The organism is Thermostichus sp. MS-CIW-26 (assembly GCF_054059115.1).
Window position 1 is genome coordinate 24,033 of the sequence record NZ_JBSSBV010000006.1, and the last position, 18,793, is coordinate 42,825.

The 18,793-nt window shown below is 55.0% G+C and carries 14 protein-coding genes and 1 pseudogene; 10 read left to right on the forward strand and 5 right to left on the reverse strand.

Annotated elements, in window-relative coordinates:
* Positions 1-21: 21 nt before the first annotated feature.
* Complete coding sequence (locus tag ACVWZU_RS03680) at positions 22-2,976, reverse strand: O-linked N-acetylglucosamine transferase family protein (protein ID WP_457443424.1); 2,955 nt, start codon at positions 2,974-2,976, stop codon at positions 22-24.
* A 285-nt stretch (positions 2,977-3,261) separates the two neighbouring features.
* Between ACVWZU_RS03680 and ACVWZU_RS03685 the strand changes: the two are divergent.
* From ACVWZU_RS03685 to ACVWZU_RS03700, 4 genes and pseudogenes are all read left to right on the forward strand, one after another.
* Positions 3,262-3,390 (forward strand): annotated as a pseudogene (locus ACVWZU_RS03685) (MerR family transcriptional regulator); the annotation flags it as partial.
* A 403-nt stretch (positions 3,391-3,793) separates the two neighbouring features.
* Entirely contained in the window at positions 3,794-4,447 is a 654-nt protein-coding gene (locus ACVWZU_RS03690) for a type IV pilin protein (RefSeq protein ID WP_457443426.1), read from the forward strand.
* Positions 4,448-5,150: 703 nt separating this feature from the next.
* Positions 5,151-6,107, forward strand: coding sequence for an O-linked N-acetylglucosamine transferase, SPINDLY family protein (locus ACVWZU_RS03695; RefSeq protein WP_457443428.1), 957 nt, complete (start codon positions 5,151-5,153; stop codon positions 6,105-6,107).
* Between the two features lie 466 nt (positions 6,108-6,573).
* A complete protein-coding gene (locus ACVWZU_RS03700) occupies positions 6,574-7,062 on the forward strand; it encodes a hypothetical protein (protein ID WP_041436166.1) in 489 nt (162 codons plus the stop codon).
* On the opposite strand, the gene ACVWZU_RS03705 is transcribed toward ACVWZU_RS03700, so the two are convergent.
* Positions 7,059-9,299 (reverse strand): serine/threonine protein kinase, encoded by a 2,241-nt coding sequence (locus ACVWZU_RS03705; RefSeq protein WP_457443430.1) that lies wholly within the window; start codon positions 9,297-9,299, stop codon positions 7,059-7,061. The genes ACVWZU_RS03700 and ACVWZU_RS03705 overlap by 4 nt on opposite strands.
* 242 nt (positions 9,300-9,541) lie before the next feature.
* Here ACVWZU_RS03705 and ACVWZU_RS03710 point away from each other — a divergent pair, with 242 nt between their 5' ends.
* From ACVWZU_RS03710 to ACVWZU_RS03730, 5 genes are all read left to right on the forward strand, one after another.
* Positions 9,542-10,759 (forward strand): RNA-guided endonuclease InsQ/TnpB family protein, encoded by a 1,218-nt coding sequence (locus ACVWZU_RS03710; protein ID WP_457443432.1) that lies wholly within the window; start codon positions 9,542-9,544, stop codon positions 10,757-10,759.
* A 206-nt stretch (positions 10,760-10,965) separates the two neighbouring features.
* The gene (locus tag ACVWZU_RS03715) at positions 10,966-11,934 is read left to right on the forward strand and encodes an NAD(+) kinase (protein ID WP_457384971.1); all 969 of its coding nucleotides are present in this window, start codon (positions 10,966-10,968) and stop codon (positions 11,932-11,934) included.
* A 45-nt stretch (positions 11,935-11,979) separates the two neighbouring features.
* Positions 11,980-12,618, forward strand: a complete 639-nt coding sequence (locus tag ACVWZU_RS03720) for a histidine phosphatase family protein (RefSeq protein ID WP_457384955.1) — start codon at positions 11,980-11,982, stop codon at positions 12,616-12,618.
* Positions 12,619-12,682: 64 nt separating this feature from the next.
* Positions 12,683-12,958 (forward strand): patatin-like phospholipase family protein, encoded by a 276-nt coding sequence (locus tag ACVWZU_RS03725; RefSeq protein WP_457384957.1) that lies wholly within the window; start codon positions 12,683-12,685, stop codon positions 12,956-12,958.
* An 8-nt stretch (positions 12,959-12,966) separates the two neighbouring features.
* Entirely contained in the window at positions 12,967-13,641 is a 675-nt protein-coding gene (locus ACVWZU_RS03730; protein WP_457384958.1) for a patatin-like phospholipase family protein, read from the forward strand.
* Between the two features lie 103 nt (positions 13,642-13,744).
* Here the strand turns inward: ACVWZU_RS03730 and ACVWZU_RS03735 are convergent, their stop codons facing one another.
* Positions 13,745-14,788: a DUF58 domain-containing protein gene (locus ACVWZU_RS03735; RefSeq protein ID WP_414398416.1), complete on the reverse strand. Its 1,044-nt coding sequence runs from the start codon at positions 14,786-14,788 to the stop codon at positions 13,745-13,747.
* 261 nt (positions 14,789-15,049) lie between these two features.
* A complete protein-coding gene (locus tag ACVWZU_RS03740; RefSeq protein ID WP_457443486.1) occupies positions 15,050-16,207 on the reverse strand; it encodes a DegT/DnrJ/EryC1/StrS family aminotransferase in 1,158 nt (385 codons plus the stop codon).
* Between the two features lie 194 nt (positions 16,208-16,401).
* Here ACVWZU_RS03740 and ACVWZU_RS03745 point away from each other — a divergent pair, with 194 nt between their 5' ends.
* Positions 16,402-17,415, forward strand: coding sequence for a glycosyltransferase family 9 protein (locus ACVWZU_RS03745; protein ID WP_457443435.1), 1,014 nt, complete (start codon positions 16,402-16,404; stop codon positions 17,413-17,415).
* A gap of 379 nt (positions 17,416-17,794) precedes the next feature.
* Here ACVWZU_RS03745 and cysK read toward each other — a convergent pair whose 3' ends face one another.
* Positions 17,795-18,751 carry a cysteine synthase A gene (gene cysK, locus ACVWZU_RS03750; protein WP_011433569.1) on the reverse strand — a complete coding sequence of 319 codons (957 nt, stop codon included), beginning with the start codon at positions 18,749-18,751 and terminating at the stop codon, positions 17,795-17,797.
* Positions 18,752-18,793 lie beyond the last annotated feature (42 nt).

The following is an 18,793-nucleotide window of genomic DNA, read 5'->3' on the forward strand; positions in this document are numbered from 1 at the left end:
GACAACTTTTTTTATTTTAATTTACTTGGTCGCAATTATGTTTAGACTAACAGGTTTACCGAAAACAACCATTTCACTACAGTCATTAAATAAGCCGAACCGATCTACCTTGCGGATAATCCGAAAGCCTGCCTGAGTCAGCAACATGAACAAATATTCCCACGAGAGACCAACTTTGTGATAGTCATACTCATCTGTCTGTTCACCAAACATCATGCGCATAATACTAAATCGCTGCTCGGCGGAAGCTCCTTCCTCCATATAAAGGTGACAAAGAGTAGGTAAGTCAGGAACACTAATCATTAACTGGCCACCGAAATGTAAAACTCGATGCCACTCTTTGAGAACAACAGGCAATTCTCGCACATAGTCGAAGTGCTCCAGAACGTGGGAGGCGTAGATGGCTTCTACGGAGTTGTCTTCAAATTGACTGAGATCCATAGCGTTGCCAACGTAATCCACGTACTCTCTTGGTTGGATGTCTAGGATCTTCCAGTCTGGATGGGGATCTTTTCCCCCGATATGAAGGCGGATACGCTGACTGACCTGGAGTCTAGGTTCACCCCCGTCTAGAGGAGGAACCTGGTCGATAATCTGATGTTTATGAGCCAGATCAAAATAGGTTTTTTCAATAGCCATAGCCAAACGTTTTGGATCCCAGATGATCGACTTACTGTAGGACTCTCGAATAGTCTGTTTGGCCTTGGCCAGTCGCTCTGGATTGTTAGCCAGCTGGATTCCTCGCTCAATAAATTCTTCAACTGACCAGGTAATACAGTCATCAAGACCTATATTCCTAAGTAAGCTATAGCTCATTCGACCAAAATAATGTCTGCCAACCAAGGTCAACACCGGCAAACCCATATACAAGGCCTCCATCGTGTGAGTGGCGCCTGTGTATGGAAATGTATCTAGCATTAGATCAAACAGCCCCAGCTGACCGCGGTGTAGACCCGTATACTCCGTTCTAGCTAGAAAGCGAACTCGATCCTCCACTCCTAGCGCTCTAGCTCTTTTCCGGTACATTTCAATCATTGATGGAGCTTCTCCCTTGCCTTTCACAACCAGTATCGAGTTAGGGGAGTTTAGCAAGACTTGTAGGTGAGCTTCCACACATTGATCATTGCGCTTGTATGCATGAGCAGCCGTAAAGAGAAGAACATTTTCAGAGGTAACACTCAGGGCTCTAGAAAATATCTGATGATCTTGAGGATCTACAGCAAAGTGATTGACAGCTGCATAAGCAGGCAATCGAACTAATTCCTCGCGATAATCATCTTGAGCTTCATCGGGAAGCAGGTATGGATCAACAAAGAAATAGTCTAGGGATTGCAGGCCAGAAGAATCTCCCCCTAGCCAACTGCACTGGATAGGCGCACAACGGTATGCCATAACGTAGTTACTAACTCGATCTGTCAACGAGTCAAGGTGAACAAGAATATCGAGATTATCACCTCTTATTATTTCCAGAATTTCTTTTATGCTCAGGTTTTTAGAAAGATGACGGAAGTGAGCTTTGTGAGATATAAAGCTTTGGTAAATAGGGTCAATAGAGAGAAGTTCTTCTGTTGCCAGGCCCATCAAGTAGTAATAGTAGACTTCTACTCTCTCAGGATCATGAGAAGCTAGCACCTGATGAGACATAACGCCCACTGAGTGGCTCATGAAACATATGCCCAGATAGCCTATCCTTAGCTTTCGGAAAGACGCTCCTCTGTGCTCAGTGGCCAGACTTCTGAGTTCGCTGTTGAGTTCGCTGTCTAAGTTATCCAAGCATAAATCTTTTCGATACGATAAGAGAATAAGTTGAAGTATATCTGCAGAGAGGTTGGTTAGCTTTCGTATAGCTTTCCTGTCATCACTGATGTAGTTGATAAAAAAGCATACAGAAAACATGAAAGCTCGGGCAAGATTCTGAATGTTATCATCTACCGGTTCTTGGTTGAGAAGCTTGTCCCTTATAGATTGCAGACTTTCCAATGGCCATAGGTTTAGAAACTTGTCAATCACAAGCCTTACTTTGTCTGTGAGAGCGGCTTTAGCAAACAGCGCCATAGCATTTTCTAGTAAGTAGATAAAGCTGGCAGATCTTTCATCTTCTTCCGAGGCAAGCGAAAGCAGCTTTTCAGCTACAACTGAGTAGGCTAGGCTTGTCGATTCTTCCATTAGCATGGAAATTAACTGGATCCCACAGCCAGTTAGCCAATCCTTTGGTGTAGAGAACTTCTTGTAAGATTCGGATCTTTCAGGAAGGTAAATTTCTGATAGCAGAGACAATGCTGCCATGATCGAGCGGTGCTGTGGCTGCGGAGTCTTTTGAGCAAAAGCTTCTAAGAGATCAAAAAAGATCTCAAGATATCCCTCATCTAGTAGGTTGCGAACAACATCTAGAAAGAGAATTTCTTGCGATAAGTCAGTAATTTCTAAACCAGAGCTTATGCTTTCAGCTACTGCGGAAGAGTAAGCAAGAATTGCTAGTTCGTCTTCTCGTTTAATTGCGTCATAGAGCAAAAGTAGGTTATTGGATTTTTGCAGGGGATCTAGCTCAAAAATAAGTTCTCTTATTTTTAGCGACTGGTCATAAGTGATCTTTGATTGGTAAACAGGCTGCTTGCCAGATAAGGAGGCAATTTCTTGCGCTGCCTCGAGCATTAGTGAGATCAGCTCCTCTCGGCTGATTAAAGAAACATTCAATAAAGCCATGTAGAGGGAGTAGGCTTTTCTAGGCTCCACGTATAAAAGTCTACGAATTGCCATTTGTGTGGCTTCTTGGTGCGTTTCTAAAGTCTCTTCCCAGACAATGTTGGATTTGGGGTAGATAACTTTTGTTAGGGCTTGCCCCCATTCTGAAGGAGAGAGAGTGCCGACATAGACCCTAACCCAATCTCGGAAGTCTATTTCAGAGCAAGCAAGGGCAGCTCGTCCCTGAGCAGCAATCTCATCTATAACAGCGGAGTTAGAGGGTAACATTGACATAGGCAGGCAGTAGGACTGGTTGGCCCAATTATGCCACGACTGTAGGAGTTGGGCTAAGCGGGTTTAGCTAGGCTGGTTATGGCCTTCCCTGGCTTTCAGGCCAGCTCTGTGGCTAACCTGACCCCCATGCTGCCCTGGGCTGTCCTGGAGATCAAACGCTGCAGGAGACGCACTTGGCAGGCAGTTGCCTAGGGCACAACCCCACCAGGCGAGCATGACTCTAGTCAATGATACGCTGGACTATACTGAAAATAATGTACAGTATGTTCAGTATGGCTGCTTGGTATGGCTAGGTATGTAAAACCGAGAGAAGCGGCGGATTATTTTGGGGTGTGTCTCCACACTTTGAGGCGATGGGAACAGAAAGGCTGGATCAATGCAATACGTACACCATCCAGTAGGGCGAGCATGTTTCTAACCTTCAAAATCCTGAACTTTGCTGAATTTACTGAGCTTTAGGCGGTTTGACAAAAGTCACTGAGAGGGATATACCAGACTAAGCTCCCAATCCTTGAGTCAACCGCAACGGTTGCCGGGAAGTGAAGAGGAGGTGCTCTGGGGTATTCCTCAGGGCTTTGCGGGATACCGCCTTTCTGTTCGGACTCCGTCCCGCTAACGCGAACGGAAATGGACAGAATGCTATCGCTTCACCGCTGAGCAGTAATGCTCAGCAGTGTTCGGCGTAAATGTATCAGTCCTCCTCTGGAAGTGCTCGCAGAGATTTGTCTTTAGGATGTTATGAGCTCGGCTGACAGTGGGTAGGCTAGTACTGGCAAGTGAAGGCCAGCATAAATCTAGCAAGGAGAGGTACTGGATCATGAGTGCAAAGCTTCGTCAATCTCTGCTCCGTGCGAAAATCTCGCAGTTTCTGCTCTCTAGGGCTAAGGGCTTTACCCTGATCGAGCTATTAGTCGTCATTGTGATTGTGGGTGTCTTGAGTGCAATAGCAATTCCACAGTTTCTCAACCAGATTCGTCGCTCTCGTGTGGCAGAGGCGCAGGCTGCCCTGACTGATGTCTCTCGCGGCTCAGAGGCCTATCGCCTGGACTGGACCAGCTACCCTACAGCGTATGCAGTGATTGCTCGGGGTTGTAATACCAGTTGGTGCGGCCCAACCAAAGACAAGTACCAGAATGATCCCTGGTCTGCCCCCAACTACGGCGCTCCTGCTATGAGAGCCGATAGTCCTGCCCAGCGCGGCCTGATCCTTGCGGTTCTGGGTAATACAGCGGTGAACCCTGCTTATGTAAACGCGGGTGGGAACCCCATTCTCTGCGAGCTTGGCCTTGGGAGGGGGGAGAAGCTTGTAGCCACTGGCAGCTCCTACTACGTTGGAAAGTCTTGTAATGTCTTCGCTACTAGCAGTTCAGGTGTAACTATGGGCAGCTTGACGATGGATCCCTATGGTGAAGGCAGTGTCACGTATGCCCTGACTGGGGGGACCGCTACAACATTCCCATCCGCTGAGTAATTAGTGGTCTATCTCCAATTCCTAGGGCTCCAGAAAGGGGCCCTTTTCTGTTTCTAAAGTCATTGTCTCTCTAGTTTGCTCGGCTCTAGAATGAGACAGGGTGAGCTAGAAGTAAGACGGTTGGCTTAACAGTCCGGAGGGTTTGAAAACAGGGAGCGAAATGTTCTGTCTTGTGCATCTGCTGCGTCTGTTGAAGTAAGATAGCCAAAGAATTCATCCTTGGATGATAAAAGCTACAGATGATTTGGATGTAAACTACCCGACCCTGACTGCTTCACAGTACGGGACAGGCTTTTAGTAGCCCTGCAGTTGGCAAGCCAACCACGGACCTCTGGGGTGGTTTACTGCACCCCCAATCGACTGTTACCAGTGCCCTAAACAGCTGTTTCTGGTGTCCGCAATATTAGTGTAACACAAAGCAAATAAAGTTGTACATTCTCCCAACACTGACTTTATGAGTACAGCGCGGGGCTCCTGCGATTTCTAGCTGAAAGCGAAGCTCCACAGCCTCGAGTCCTTCTCAGCTGGCCAATTGCCCCCGACTATGTTCCACCTCCTGTTTTCTCTCGTCGGCAGGTGACTTTATGTCCGAAAGGAAAGCTCGGAAGGCGTGTGGGATTCTCCCCTGCTCCACAGGATTTAGTTAACTGCCCAGCGGAAGTTTCAAGTTTTCGCTTATCACTTGGATCCCAGAACCGACTTCATGACAGACCGGTATCGTCAATATGCCGATGTGTTTCGACACATTCCCACCGGACTTGAGGATGCAGCCCGACAAATCCTGCAGGATCAGCTAGATATTTTGGTGTATTTGGAGATTGGTCTTTCACCTCTTATTCTGCAACTGGCTTCCCTGCGACTGGCACCGATACAGTGCTCCACTTGGGCTCATCCTATAACTTCTGGACTTTCTACGATTGACTATTTCCTCTCCAGCGATTTAATGGAGCCAGAGGATGCTCAAGAACATTATAGTGAAACCCTGATTCGTTTACCTCATTTGGGCACTTGCTTTGAAAAGCCGGTTTTGCCGCAGCAAAAGCGCTATCGTGAGGATTTCGGCCTGCGTGAAGATGCAGTGGTTTACCTAACTTGTCAATACTTGGGTAAATATCTGCCCCAATACGACTATCTTTTTGCCGCTATTGCCCAACGAGTGCCCAACGCTCAGTTTGTCTTCTTGGCTCTGCCCAATGCTGCCATTGCTCGACAATTTCAGCAACGGCTCACCCGGGCTTTTTCCCTGTACGGTCTCAATGCAGAAGACCACTGTCTGGTTCTGCCTGGATTAGACCATCAAGACTACTTGGATCTCAACCGCTGTGCGGATCTCATGTTGGATTCCTACGGCTGGTCAGGTGGGATCACCACCCTAGAAGCCGTTGCGGTCGGATTGCCTGTGATCACTTGCCCTGGAAAGCTGATGCGGGGGCGGCATACCTATGCCATTCTCAAAAGAATGGAGCTGGACAGCTTAATTGCCTCGGATCTGAAAAGCTATGAGGATTTGGCCGTAAAACTGGGATCCGATTCTGAGTTTCGCTACCACATGGCTGAGGAGGTTCGGCAGCGATGCCACCTACTCTTCGAAGATCGAGAATGTGTGGCAGCCCTGGCCCATTTCTTCCTCACCAGGAAGCCCGACGCCAGTAGTGGTTAGCCCACTGCGAAAAAGGGTTTTGCTCTGGATCCCTTCCTGAGGACAAAATTGGCTCAACGGCCCCACTACGCCCTTGAAGCTCCCTTCTCGAGGTCAACAGCGGAACAGCCCCCCCAAGCCGGTGCAAGCCTAAACGTGGGAAAATCCTGTCAGTGATCTGCATTTTGCTGAGAATTGCTCAGAGCATCGTAATCTAGAGGAACATTGACATCCGGTGTCCGGAGGAGTGCTTATGCCAGGGCCAGCATCGAATGCTTCTAGAGCTCCGCAGGCATCCCTGCAGAGGGTTTTCTTGGGCCTTTTGGCCTCAGCTGCGGTTTTGGCAGGCTGTGGAGGAAGTGGAGGGAGTACAATACCGCCTCTGGTGAACGTCTGCGAACAAGCCTTCAGTCCAGGCCTTTTTGCATCGATTGGTCTGCGCCGACAGGGGGATAGGCGCAGTGGAACCTTGGGGCCGAATAGCCTTTTGGAGTATTATTTTGATGAGAGGGGCAATATTCAAAATGCCCGGGAATTCCCACCCCCTCCCGGCACGTTTACCTTCTATTCAGATGCGTTTCTTTACTTTCCCTCTGCAGCCAACGTTACCGGGGTTACAATCCGGCTGACCAGCCCGGTTTTCGACCCGCTATTGGTCATCGGCAGCTATGACAGCAACCGGAGATTGGATCCTGACGTTTTTGTAAATGATGATGCTGCCCCTGGCAACTTTACCACCTCTCAGCTAACCATCCCCGTGCGGCAAAACCGCTGCTACTTGCTCCGGGTGGAAAGCTACTGGGCGCAAAATGCCTCTCCAGCCGCTGGGCCGGGCAGCCCTGGGCGAGGCCCTTACACCATCGAAGTTGTGAGCGAAAGCTTTGCTGCTCCTCCTCCACCGCCTCAACGGCAACAGAAACCGGACGATAGGGAAGACGGCGGCGGCGGAGACCGAGGGGGGGGTGTCGGCCTCTAGCTCTGGCGGGTGAGCTTGATGGCAAAGTCAGCGCTGCCACAGGTGGCTCTGCCGCGAATCACGCGCCCGTCAGGGCTGACCGTGCCACTCCAAGCAACGGTTGGGGTACCGCTACCCCCTATCCTGCCGCTAACAGAAAGTTGGTTGCCGATGAGCTGGCCGCTGCGCTCAGAAAAGCTGGGGGAGGAAACGCTGATCTGGTTGCCCTCCTGACGAATGGAGACGGTTTCCTGGACGCCAGCCGCAACATTGACCTTGCACAGGGATCCCTGCCAGATAAAAGATCCTCCCTCGTAAAGCCACTCGCCGCTGAGGGCCAGCTCTGCCGCAGGTGTTGGCGTTGCTGGGGCAGGTGTGGCAGTGGGAGTGGGGGATGGAGTCGGGGTGGGGGTAGGAGTACGAGGGACAAGCGGGGTGAATCGAGGGATAGGGGTAAGCGTCGGTGTCGGAGTGGGTGTTGGTGCTGGAGTCGGGGTGGGTGTCGGTGTCGGAGTGGGTGTTGGCGCTGGAGTCGGGGTGGGCGTCGGCGTCGGGGTGGGCGTCGGCACCGGAGTGGGTGTTGGTGCTGGAGTCGGGGTGGGTGTCGGCGCTGGAGTTACCTCAGGGGTAGGCGTGGGGGTTGCTTCGGGCGTAGGGGTAGGCGTAGAACCGGGAGTTGGGATCCCTAGGATTGGTTTTACGGGTATAGGCTCTATGCGTATGGGCTCTACCTTGGGTTCGGGAGTTGGGGTGCGATCCGGCTGTTCCTGGGTATCGCGAACCGCTGGACGTGGCCACAGCAAAAAGGCGGCCAGCAAAGCCATAACGCCCAGGGATCCCCCGGCCAAGACCCACTTCAGACTGCTGCCGGAAGGCTGTAGAACCGTTTGGGGGGCAGCTTGTGGCAGAGGGCGGGTGCGGGGAGTATTAGTTCGTGGTGGTGTAGCAGGGCGAGCGACGGGGGGATCCTGAACGGTCGGGAGAGCGTTGCTGGCTGGGATCACTGTGGAGGGCGTTTTGGGAGTTTCGCCCCCACTTTGGGGAGAGGGATCCGGTGTTTCCGGCGAAGCTTCTGCTGAGGAGGGTTCCCGCTCGGTGATGTAATAGGGGATCCCTGCACCTGGGGAGGGGGGAGAGACCGGCTCATCTTCGATGAGATCCAGATCCTCATCGCGGATATCTTCAAAGGCTCCAGAAGCTGATCCTGTATTGCGGGTGGTTTGGATTGGTGGCTTGGGGTCAGAAGAGGGTGGAGCATCCCGTTGAGCCTTAGCGCTGCCGGTGGGCAGGATCACAGTGCTGGCTTGGCCACTAGAGAGTTGGGTGGTTGCCGTCAGGTCATAGGCTTGCAGCAGTCGTTCCCCCAGCTCCCGCATCGTTTGCGGTCGTTCGTCTGGGTTTTTTTTCAGGCAATCCATCACCACGGCTGCTAAAGGGGGTGGGATCGGCTGGGGGGCTGCCTTCGGGTTGATCTCGATTGGGCTTTCGTAGCAATGGGCGTGGATCCAGCTGTGCAGGGAGTCGGTTTCCAGCTGAAAGGGCATGGATCCCGTCAGCATCTCGTAGAGCACTACCCCAAAGGAGTAGATATCCGAGCGGGCATCCAAGGCTTTGCCCCGCATCTGTTCGGGAGAGGCGTAGCGAGCTGTGCCGATAAATCCTCCCCCTTTTTGGGTGCCCAGGCTGAGGGTGTGATCCGCCAGGGTTTTGGCCACGCCAAAGTCGAGGATTTTCAGTTGGGGGATAAGCTTGCCATTTTGAAAAACTTGCTCGATGAAGAGGTTGCTGGGTTTGATGTCGCGATGGATAACGCCTCGAATCTCGCGACCCTCTACCTTGGCCTGAAACGTGTGGGCAAAGTGCAGCCCCTCACAGGCCTGCAAGGCTAGTCGAACGGCTTGTCGAACCGGCAAAGCCCCTTTTTCTCGGATCAGCTTGCCCAGATCCTGCCCCTTGAGGTACTCCATCACCAAGTAGGCCTGCTCCCCCTCTTGGCCGTGATCCAAAACCTTGACGATGCGAGGATGCTGCCCCAGAAGGGTGCTAACGCGGATCTCTTCGGCAAAGCGACGGCGCAAGTCTGTCTGGAAGTCGCCCCGGCTCAGCAGCATGGGGGCATATAAGATCTTGACAGCTACCTCTTGGCCGTTGTTGTGTAAGTCTAAGGCGCGGAAGACGGATCCCATACCACCGCTACCAATTTCTTGAATCAGCTGGTAGCGGTTGCCCAAAATGCGGTTGGTGAGATCTGCGGTCATGGGTTTGCAGCTTGGAGAAGAGGAATTGCAGGGGGAATGTCCATACCATAAACCGAATTGCTGAGGTCTGCACCAGCCTACGCCGGTGGCTGAACTCAGGGATCCGGATTGGGGCCATCTGTTGGAAATGGCGGGGTTTTCGGTTGATTCTTCAAGGTGACTTCTCAGCTAGAAATCGCAGGAGCCCCGCCCTCTGTCCGTAGGACGAGGGTCGGGAGGAATGCGGAAGTTATGATAGAACCATGACCCAAGTCCTGACCGTCTCCTGCAAGCTCAAGGTGTCCCAGTCGCAAGCTGCAAAGTTGGATGCGACAATGGATGCCTTTGTGCAGGCGTTGAACTGGGTCAACCAGAACACACCCGAGAAAGTCGCCAACGCCGTTAAGCTCCAGTCTCTGTGCTACCGCGAAATCCGTGCTCGGTTCGGCTTGTCCAGTAACTTGGCCCAGCAGGTCTGCAGACGGCTGGCCGGCGCCCGTAAAGTTGCCCGACAGAAAAACCGCCCCGTCAAAGTGTTCAAGGGTGGCTTCGCTACCTACGATGCACGTATCTTTTCGTTCCGCGAGAAAGACTGGACGGTGTCGCTGACCACGGTGGAAGGCCGAGAACGCTTTGAGCTGGCGATTGGCCGTTACCAGAGAGAACAGTTGGCGGGCTCCAATCCAAAATCTGCCACTCTGGTCAAGCGCAAAGACGGTTCCTACTTCATTCAAATCTGTGTGGAAGCGGAGCCATCCCCACCGCAACGCACGGATAGAGTGCTGGGGGTGGATTTGGGAAGGACGGATATTGCTCATACATCGGAGGGAGATAACTGGAATGGACAGCAGTTAAACAAAGTCCGAGACCACTACTCCCGGTTGAGGGCGGTACTTCAACGCAAAGCCAGTAAGGGCACCCGCAGTTCGCGGCGCAGATGCAGAGAACTGTTGCAACGGCTGTCTGGCAAGGAGAGACGCTTTCAGTCGCGTCAGCGTTGCGTAGCAAAAACGTGGGTCAATCATCGCATCTCCAAAGCTATTGTCTCTAGGGCAAAGGCGACAAACAGCGCTATTGCTCTGGAAGACTTGACAGGGATCCGGAAAAGAGTCAATCAACAGCCACGCAGCAAAGCCGAACGGCGCAGGGCCAACAGTTGGGCGTTTTATCAACTCCGTCAATTTTTGGAGTACAAGGCTCTGCGTGCAGGGGTTGCTTTGATTCTTGTTCCGCCTGCCTACACGTCGCAGACCTGCCACCGGTGTTTGCACATTCATCCCGATCCTGCGCAATCCTACCGCAGTGGGAAGCAGTTTAAGTGTGGACACTGTGGATGGGAAGGGGATGCGGACTTGAATGGTGCGAATGTGATTGCGCTTTTGGGGGCTGCCGTAAACCAGCCTAGAGGCTCGTGGTTGGCTTGCCAACTGCAGGGCTACCGAAAGCCCGCCCTGTGCTGCGAAGCAGTCAGGGTCGGGTAGTTTACATTTACTTAACTGTTACTTAAAAGTTGTAGAAGAAAGCTCTGGCGGGGGCAGTGACGCTCAAGGGAGAGCTGCGGTGATCGGTTTCACCGTCCAAGAGAACATTTTCTGGTTAACTTTGGGGGGGATAGTCTGGATTATCCTGAGCAATCCCCAGTCTGAAGAAGGGGACAATCGACAGGGATCCCTTGATGAGGTCAGCCATGGACTTGGGCTTGGTGGTGATTGCCTACAAAGAGGGGGATCGGGAGAGCAAAGCCGCCTGCCAGAGGTGTGCGGAGCAGTTGCGCCGGCGCGGTGTTACGGTGTTGACAGCTCCCACTGGCTTGCACCACAACCCCTATCCAGTCTTTTTGGAGGCCACCTCGGATCCCATCGATCTGGCGGTGGTGCTGGGGGGAGATGGCTCGGTGTTGGCGGCGGCACGATACCTAGCCTCCTATGGGATCCCGATTTTGCCAATCAAAGTGGGGGGTAGGCTGGGGTTTTTGGCCCAGTCGGAGCGGGTGCTGCAACAGGATCCCTGGGATCGCATTCAGGCAGGGGATTTTTTCTTGCAAGCCCGCATGATGTTGCAAGCCCAGATTTGGGAACAGCCGCAGTTGGGGCAAGGGGATCCCTTGGCCGCCCGTGGAGAGGGAAAACCCCAGGGCCGCCCGGCCAGCGAAGTCTACTATGCCCTCAATGAGATCTGCCTGAAGCCAATCAACCGAGAACGGCTGCCTGCCGCGATCATGGAGATCGAGGTCAACGGAGAGATTTTGGATCAGTACCACGGGGATGGCGTGCTGGTGGCCACACCGACGGGATCCACCTCTTACACTCTGGCAGCCAATGGCCCCATCCTCGAGCCCACCCTCGACGCCATCATCATCACCCCTATTTGTCCCCTGAGTTTGTCTAGCCGTCCTATTGTCATCAGCGGCACAGCCAGGGTGGACATTTGGCCTCTTGCCGATCCCGAAGGGTTGACCCGCCTGTGGACAGATGGCGTGTTGGCTCAGTCGGTGAATCCCGGCCAGTGGGTTCACATTCAGCAAGCGCCTACACCGGCCAAGCTGATGATCCTGGAAAAAGAGCTCTCCTACTTTCGCACTCTGCGGGAAAAGTTGCAGTGGGCAGGTAGCCGCATTTACATCCCCACCACCAACCACCGCCCCGAAGGGGGATAAGGAGAGCTAGAGTGGCGAAGTTCACCACCCATCCGCACATCTCCCATGAGCCTGAAACTTTACCTCCTCAGACACGGCGAAACCCCCTACAGCCGTTCCGGCAGCTTTTGCGGCGCTCTCGATCCCGACCTCACCCCCGAAGGCAAACAAATGGCAGAAGCCTTTGCCGCAGCCTATGCTGGGATCCCTTGGCAGGCCCTCTACGTCAGCCCAATGCGGCGTGCCTTGGCTACCTTGAGCCCCCTGGCCGAGAAAGTTGGCTTGGAGATGCAGATTCGAGAGGGCCTAAGAGAAATTCACTACGGCGAGTGGGAGGGCAAAACCCACGCCGAGGCGCAAGAAGCCTACCCAGAAGCCTATTGGCGCTGGATGACCGAGCCGGCCTGGAACGCCCCTCCGGGGGGCGAAACCGCTGTGCAAATTGCCAATCGGGCCATGCCGGTTGTGGCCGAGATCCAGGAAAAATGGACAGGCGGCCACGTCTTGATCGTCTCCCACAAGGCCACCATTCGGGTTATTCTCTGCAGCCTGCTGGGCATCGACCTGGGTCGCTACCGGGATCGCATTGAGGTTTTGGCCGCCTCGGTCAGCGTGGTCAAGTTCGACCGCTATGGCCCCCTTCTGGAAATCTTGGGGGAACGCAGTTATCTGCCTTCCGATCTGCGGGAAAGGGCAGGTACCTAATTGTTAGAGGGAGCAAGGTTTAGGATTCTTGAGGTCTTTTGGGTCTCTTTTTGAGGGAGCAATCATGGGCAAAAAACTGGGATTAGCACCGGGCAGCGGCGGAGCGAGGGGATGGACTCATATTGGTGTGATTCGAGCTCTAGAGCGGGCTGGGATCTCCGTTGACTACATTGCTGGGACGATCATTGGCGCTTTTGTGGGAGCCATTTATGCAGCGGGAGAACTGGATGAGCTGGAAGACTTTGTGCGAGATCTCAACTGGAAGATGATCCTGTCTTTGTTTGATGTGGTCTTTCCCACCTGTGGCCTGCTGGATGGCAACAAAATTATGAGCTGCTGACAGAACATTTGCAAGAGCTGTGTATTGAAGAGGCCGGGATCCCCTTTTGCTGTGTGGCTACCAACTTGATCACAGGCCAGGAGGTGCTGTTGCGTTCGGGCAAAATGGCAGATGCCGTGCGGGCCAGCATCTCTATCCCAGGAATTTTCACTCCCTTTCACCACGAAGGGCGCTATCTCGGAGATGGGGGCATTGTCAACCCGGTGCCAGTGCGGGTGGTGCGAGAGATGGGGGCCGATGTTGTTGTTGCGGTCAATCTCAACCATGTGGATCCCGCGGATGTGGAGTCGCAACTGGAAGAAACAGAGGTGGAAGAAACCCTTCAACGGCGACAGCGCTTGAATGCTGAAGGAGAAGTGATCGAAGAAGAAGCCAACTTCATCACCCGCATTCGCAAACGCTATCAATCCCTACAACAAGGGATCCAAGAAAAAATTAGCCAATGGTTTCCAGATGAGCCCTCTGGTCCCAATATTTTCGACGTTATTGGCAAGACGTTGAACGTGATGGAGCAAATCGTTACCCGCAGTGTTTTAGCCGAACATCCGCCGGATTTGCTCTTACAACCCAAGCTGAGCCAGTATGGGATCTTCGATTTTCATCAAGCAGATCCGATTATTCAGGAGGGCTATCGACAAATGCGGCGGGCCATTCCAGAATTTCGACAAAAGTTGGAGCAGTGAACCACCACTTCTTCAGCAGTTTAACCTAAAGCTTTGCAAGGATCTGCGCCCAAGCTTTCCAAACAATCTCAGATGGATCCTGCTATCAAAATGGGTCTGAAGCTCACTCAATTGGGATAAATTGCAACAGCGATCCCGTGTGGATGAGATGGGCCGGGGCAGATTTTCCATCCTGGTCGGGATGGGCCAGCAGCACACAGCGATCTTGAGGGGTGAGGTCAAACTTGACAGAGGGATCAGGTTCTCTTTCCAGTGGAGGGCTGAGCTGGGGATCCCCGACAAAAGTAAGTCGTGCCAACACGGTCAGCAGGTGATCTTGATGGGCCAGGTCTGACCCAAAAGGAGTCCGCTCTTGTAACGTAACAAGTGCTACCGGGTAACCTTCTCGCATCAAGTAGAAGAGGATCCCGGCACAGCGCTCTACAGCTCGCTCCAACTTGTCTCGATGGATCTCGGGCCTCTCTTTCTGGGGCTGCCAGCGGTTTTCAAAACAGAGGGTGATGGCCTGGGCTCGTGGACGCTCCAACTCCCGCACGATCAGTTGATCCCGTTTGGCCGAGATCTTCCAGTGGACAGAACGCACATCGTCGTGGGGTCGGTAGGGCCGTAAGCTCAGGTAGTCTCCCTCTCGACCGGGCTGGGGGCGCAATTGGTTGCCGCTGCTGAGCTGATCCCACAGCGCCAATCCTTGAACCGGGGCGAGCCGCGGAAACACGATCACCGTTTGGGGATCCCTAATCTCTACCGCCTTGCGGAAGAGTTCAAATGGGAAGCTGGTGGCAACTTCAAAACCCTGCAACTGCCAGGCTCCCCGCCTTGAAAAAGTATGCTGGTAAAAAGTGTCCACCTTGGCACCGGGATCCACCCGCAAAACATAGCTGGAAGGCCAATCTTCCCGCCTCAGCCCCTCAATGCGTTCGCTCACCTGCAACGAGAAGCTGGGCAGGCGCCGTTTGCGATTGACCAGCGTGAGACCCACTAAGACAGGCTGGCCGGCGAAAATGCGGCTAGGCAACTGCCGGCTGACCTCCAGATCTTTGAGGGTGAGATCAGAGAGGGTGCCACTGATGAGAATAAGGCTGAGCAGCATTCCCAGCAACAAATACAGGGGATTGTTGCCGGTGTTGAAAGCAGCAATACTTACCAACAGGGCGATCCCGACAAACCGCCCCCCAATACGGGTGAAGCGGAAGCGGCGCAGAAAACGAACCTGGCGCCTTGATTCCTGCTCTGAGGAGAAGATCCCCAGGTTTCCCGTCCGTTGAAGTAGTGGAACTAGTTTTCGGCTTCGTTTCCACAACACCGCAGTCCCCTCATCACTCCTTCATCCCCGGCCCCTCTCCAAAGGAGAAAGAGGTCTGGAATCTACAAGCTGCTTCAGTGTAATTTGAAATCACCATAACCAGTGCTACGGGCAGGTTTTTTCTGAGAGGATTTCAGCAATGGCCGCAGCCACCCGCTCTTGTTGACAGGTGGTCAACTCAGGAAAACACGGCAAAGACAACACCTGAGCCGCACATAGCTCGGCATTGGGCAGATCCCCCCGCCTGTAGCCCAGCCCTCGGTACACCGGCTGCAGCGGCAACGGCAGAGGATAGTAAACCCGACTGCCAATGCCCCGCTCCTTCAGACCCTGCTGCAAATCGTCCCGCCGCCGCCCATCCGTCGCCTCAGAACCCACCACCCGCACCGTGTACTGGTGCCACACCGAGCTCCCCCCCACCCCCACCTGAGGCAGAATCAAACCCGGGATCCCTTGCAGCAAGCGGTGGTAACACTCCGCAATCCCCTGCCGCCGCCAGTTCCACTCCCGCAGATGGGGCAGCTTCACCGAGAGAATCACCGCCTGCAGCGCATCCAAACGACTGTTGAGACCCAAATACTCGTGGTGGTACGGACGGGTCTGCCCATGCTCCCGCAGCGCCCGCACCCGCCTGGCCAGTTGGGGATCCCGCGTCACCACCGCCCCCCCATCCCCAGCCGCACCCAGATTCTTGCTGGGAAAAAAGCTGAAGCAGCCCACCTCCCCCCAAGTGCCCACCGGCCTGCCCCCCCAGCAGGCCCCCACCGCCTGGGCACAATCTTCCACCACCGCCAAGCCGTGCCGCCGGGCAATAGCCAGAATCTGGGTCATGTTGGCCGCCTGCCCAAACAAATGCACCACCACCACCGCCTTGGTGCGGCAGGAGATGCTCCTTTCCAGCAGCTGCGGATCCAGGTTAAAGGTGCACGGATCCACATCCACAAACACCGGACGCGCCCCCACCCGGCTGATGGCGGCAGCCGAGGCAAAAAAACTGAAGGCACTGGTGAGCACCTCATCCCCCGCCTGGATGCCCAAAGCCTGCAAAGCCAACACCAAGGCATCGGTGCCGGAATTGCAGCCGACGGCCTCCAAAGAGCCACCCCCCAAAAACTGGGCAAACTGCTCCTCAAAGCGCTGCACCGCCGCCCCGCCGATGTACTGGCCAGAGGCCAGCAGCGCTTCCACCTGCGGCTGCAACAGCCCGGCCAAAGCGCGGTACTGCCCCGTCAAATCCAACAGCGGAATCGGCTCCTCCGTCATGGTGCTGCCTTTGGAGAAGGTGGCGGCCACAGCCCATCATCGCGGATGAGAGCCTGGGTAGACAACGCTCTGGGCCAGCAGGGGGCTGGAACCGGTCTGCCCAGCCTGTCCTGAAGGTCTGCAATCTGAGATAGAGTAAGCGCGGGATGTCCTGAGCCAGGGATCCCTGGATACCGCTTTCTACAGGATGCTTTATGCAGGTGGCTTCTCGAGCAGTTGGCGGCACAGCGCCTTTGGCCCCCCGCCTTTTGGCTCTGGTGCCGGGGGGGATTGGGGATCAGATTTTGTTTTTTCCCACCTTGGCCAGTTTGCGGCAGCGCTTTCCTGAGGCGGAGCTGGAGGTGCTGGTGGAGCCGCGGGCGGCGGCTGCCTACGAGGTTTGTCCTTCGGTGAGTCGGGTGCTGACTTTTCCGTTCAAAGAACAGCTGTCGTTGGGGGATCTCAGCGACCTGCTGGGGCGCATTCGGGAGCGGCAGTATGACGGGGTGCTGAGCCTGGGCCGAAGCTTGGGGGTCAAGCTGTTGTTGTGGCTGACCGGCATTCCCAAGCGGGTGGGCTATGCGCCGCCGGGGCCGGGGCGACCTTGGCTGACCGACCCGGTGCCCCTGAAGCCGGCCCAGTATGCGGCCCAGATGTACCACGACCTGGTGCAGGGGTTTGGCATTGCTGCGCCGGCGGGGTTGCCCCAGATTCGGCTGAAAAAAGCAGACCTGGAGTGGGCAGAGCAGGAACGCAAGCGCCTTTTGGGGGATGCCGCTCAAGATTATGTGCTGTTGCATCCGGGGGCCAGCCAGCTGTCGCAGGAGAAGGGAATTCAGAAGATCTATCCCTCTGCCAACTGGGTCAAGGTCATCAAGGGTTTTCGGGAGCAGCGGCCGGAGCTGCCGTTGGTGCTGGTGGTGGGGCCGGAGGATGAGCAGCTGGCGGAGGGCTTTCTGGCGCAACTGCCGGAGCTGCCGGTGAGCCGTCCTGTCCGGCTGGGGCAGCTGGCGGCCTTGATTGGTGGGGCAACGCTGCTGTTGTGCGCCGATAGCGCTCCCATGCATTTGGCGGTGGCGGTGCAGACGCCGCTGGTGGCGTTGTTTGGGCCCACCGACCCGCTGCGGTTGCTGCCTTCAGAGGGGCCGTTTCGGGCGGTCAAGGGGGCCGATGGGAAGGTGGAGTCGATTGCCCCCGAGCAAATTCTGCAGGTGATCTTTCCGGCCTAGAGCCAAGGTTTTCGTGGCAGCAACCCAGTCCAGTTTCTCTGCAGGCGGACCGAGAAGCCTTCTAGCCTGGGAGATGTGTCCCTGTCTGCTTTTAGCCGGCGGGAGAGCTTGCTTTGTCACCTTGGCTCTCCTAGGCTTGCTGGCGAGCGACCGTAAGGCAGTCAGCATTGCTGTTGACCGGGGGAACTTCTGCCCTCTTGGGGGAAAGGGGCTGGGGAAGTAGGGGATTCTCATGCGGACGAAGGGACTTGAACCCTTACGCCTTGCGGCACTAGATCCTAAGTCTAGCGCGTCTGCCGTTCCGCCACGTCACTCTCACCCATGCTAGCTCGCCCTCTGGGCCAGGGCGACCTGTAGGGCAGCAGTCTCAGCATCATCGTCATCTCGAATCGGAATCCCGCTCCAAGTCGCGAAAAAGAGGTGTGCTCAGGTAGCGTTCCCCAAAACTAGGCTGGATCATTACAATCCGCTTGCCAGCGTTTTCCGGTCGCCGCCCCACCTGGATGGCTCCCGCCAAGGCAGCCCCAGTGGAAATGCCGGAGAGGATCCCTTCTTCCTTGGCCAGGCGACGGCTGTAGACCATGCTCTCTTCATCTTCCACTGGGATCACCTCATCCAGCAGGTCGCGCCGCAGCACATCAGGCACGAATCCCGCTCCGATCCCTTCAATGCGATGAAAGCCGGGCCGTCCACCACTCAAGACGGCACTGGCCTTGGGTTCAACGGCCACCAGTCGAATGGCTGGGTTTTTCCCCTTCAAAAACTCGCCCGCCCCCGTGATGGTGCCGCCGGTACCTACCCCTGCCACCAGGATATCCACTTGACCATCGGTATCTTCCCAAATTTCCGGGCCGGTGGTTCTGGCATGGATCCGGGGGTTGGCGGGATTGGTGAACTGGCCCAACATGTAAGCGTTGGGAGTGCGGCGGACGATCTCTTCAGCCTTCCAGATGGCTTCCCCCATGCCGCCGGCGCTACTGGCCAGGTGCACCTCTGCTCCGTAGGCTTTCAACAGCAGTCGCCGCTCCAGGCTCATGCTCTCAGGCATGACGATGATGAGCCGGTAACCCTTGGCAGCAGCGGCCATGGCCAGGCCAATGCCGGTATTGCCAGAGGTGGGCTCCACCAAGATGGTCTTGCCGGGGGTGATCAAACCGGCCTGTTCGGCAGCCTCGATCATGCTGACGGCAATGCGGTCTTTCACCGAAGCGGCAGGGTTAAAGCTCTCCAATTTCACCACGATCTCGGCCAGGCACCCCTCCGATTGCGGGATCCGATTCAACCGCACCAGCGGGGTGCGACCGATGAGCTGGGTGATGTTGGCGGCGATTTTCATGGCTAACAAAAAGGAAGAAACCATCGCGGCAGTGGGCCCTAG